Annotated in this window: 2 protein-coding genes and 1 pseudogene; 1 reads left to right on the forward strand and 2 read right to left on the reverse strand. The window is 74.2% G+C overall.

Annotation, left to right across the window (positions count from 1 at the left end; translation table 11 throughout):
* Positions 1-146 precede the first annotated feature (146 nt).
* A complete protein-coding gene (locus HW445_RS29875) occupies positions 147-602 on the forward strand; it encodes a GNAT family N-acetyltransferase (protein ID WP_180223939.1) in 456 nt (151 codons plus the stop codon).
* Positions 603-696: 94 nt separating this feature from the next.
* On the opposite strand, the gene HW445_RS29880 is transcribed toward HW445_RS29875, so the two are convergent.
* Both HW445_RS29880 and HW445_RS29885 read right to left on the reverse strand, forming a co-directional pair.
* Entirely contained in the window at positions 697-912 is a 216-nt protein-coding gene (locus HW445_RS29880) for a DUF4177 domain-containing protein (RefSeq protein ID WP_151772515.1), read from the reverse strand.
* Positions 913-1,060: 148 nt separating this feature from the next.
* A pseudogene (locus tag HW445_RS29885) lies at positions 1,061-1,724 on the reverse strand (hypothetical protein); the annotation flags it as partial.

Consider the following 1,724-nt stretch of genomic DNA (forward strand, 5'->3'; position numbering starts at 1 on the left):
GCGCCCGGGGTTCCGCATGGGCGAGTGGTGCCGCCAGGCCCGTGGCGTCGCGCCGGGGGACATCGTGGCGCTGTGCCACGAGGCGTACGGGCGCTGACCGGCCGGAACGCGGGCTCTGTCGGTGGCGCCTGGCAGACTCGCGCGGCATGAGAGAAGACGTGCGCCTACGCGATGTCGGACTCCCCGATCTGGAGGTGTTCTTCGAGCAGGAACAGGACCCCGAGGCCGCCAGGAGGGCCAACTTCCCGCCGCGTGAGCGCGAAGTGTTCATGACCCACTGGAAGACCAGGGTCCTCGGCGATCCCGACGCCCGTGTGCGGGCCGTGACGGTCGACGGGGTGCTGGCCGGGAACCTGGTCGCCTGGTCGCAGGACGGCCGGCGCTTCGTCGGGTACTGGCTGGGCCGGGAGTTCTGGGGACGGGGCATCGGCACGCGGGCCCTCGGACTCTTCCTCCGGCAGGAGACCACCCGGCCGCTGTACGCGGACCCGTACGCGGAGAACACCGGCTCGGTGAAGCTGCTGGAGCGGCACGGCTTCCGACGGGCCGGGACGGTGCGGTACGAGGGCCGCGAGCACATCATGCTGGTGCTGGACGCCTGAGCGGCAGGAGGCCCGGGGGCAGCGGGCCCCGGGCCGGCCCGGCCGACGCCTCGAGGGGTGCCGCTCTGCGCGCACCGAGCGGTCCCCGGCGGCATCAGGCGCGCGGACGCTCCAGGGTGAGCAGCAGGCCCTCGACCGCACCGGGGCCGATGCGGCCCTTCACGTCCGCCGACGTGATCGTCTTCAGCCGCCACCCCTCCTCGGCGTGCTTGTTGAGCGTCTTCTCGAGCTTGTCGCCGTCCAGCGCGTCACCTATCAGGGACTCGCGGAAGGTGACGACCTTGTACTCGTATCCGGTGGGGGTGCTCATGGGTGGGACCTCCTGAGGCGCCGCGGCCGACGTGGGCCGACATGATCCATCTGACAGGGGCACAGCCAACCACCTTCGGCGGCCGGGCGCGACGACCGGGGAGGAGGAGGGGCGTGCGAGGGCAGGCGCCACCCCGGTGGGAGGGCGGTCACCGGCGGTTCCTCGGGGTGGCCCGGGTGACGAGTTCGGTGTAGCGCGGCACGTCTCCCGCCCGGACCCGCGCCCAGGCCCGGGTGAAGAGTTCCGCCACCGGGACCCGCGGCACCGTCCGCCGGTGGTCGGAGAGCGGGTACAGGCCGGCCTTCCACTCCTCCACGGGCAGTGCGGGGGACTTCGACGGCCGCCACCCACCGGGGAGGAAGAGGGACCGTCCGGCCCGTGACCGTTTGGCCTCGACGACCAGCGGGGTCGCCGCGAGCTCGGCGCGGGCCCGCTTCAGCCGGGCGGGACTCCACCCCGTCCAGCGGGCGCAGTCACGGTCGGTGGGGTCGGGGAGGGCGAGCAGCTGGAGGTAGAGCGCCGCCGCGTCCTGCCCGAGCCCGTACTCCGCGGCGACCTCGGCCACCAGGTGCGTGACGGAGAGCAGGGGGTCCTGCGCGTGGCCGTGCGGCGTTCCCCCGCCGGTCCCCGCCGACAGCGCGCGGGTGAACTCCTCGCCGAGCAGCGTGCGCAGCGCGGACACGTCCTCCGCGGGCACCGTGGGCCACCCCGCGAGGAGGATCAGCACCGGGTCGTCGGGCCCGTCGAGCGCGGCCGGCCGGATCAGCACGTCCTCGTGACCGCCGTCGACGGCACGCAGCGACACCGCTTCG

Source organism: Streptomyces sp. UH6 (genome assembly GCF_013421635.1).
GTDB classification, from domain to species: domain Bacteria; phylum Actinomycetota; class Actinomycetes; order Streptomycetales; family Streptomycetaceae; genus Streptomyces; species Streptomyces abyssomicinicus.

Bases quoted from the DNA above. Each gene is read 5' to 3' on its own strand.
- HW445_RS29880 (WP_151772515.1), bottom strand. From the start codon at position 912: ATGAGCACCCCCACCGGATACGAGTACAAGGTCGTCACCTTCCGCGAG.
- HW445_RS29875 (WP_180223939.1), top strand. From the start codon at position 147: ATGAGAGAAGACGTGCGCCTACGCGATGTCGGACTCCCCGATCTGGAG.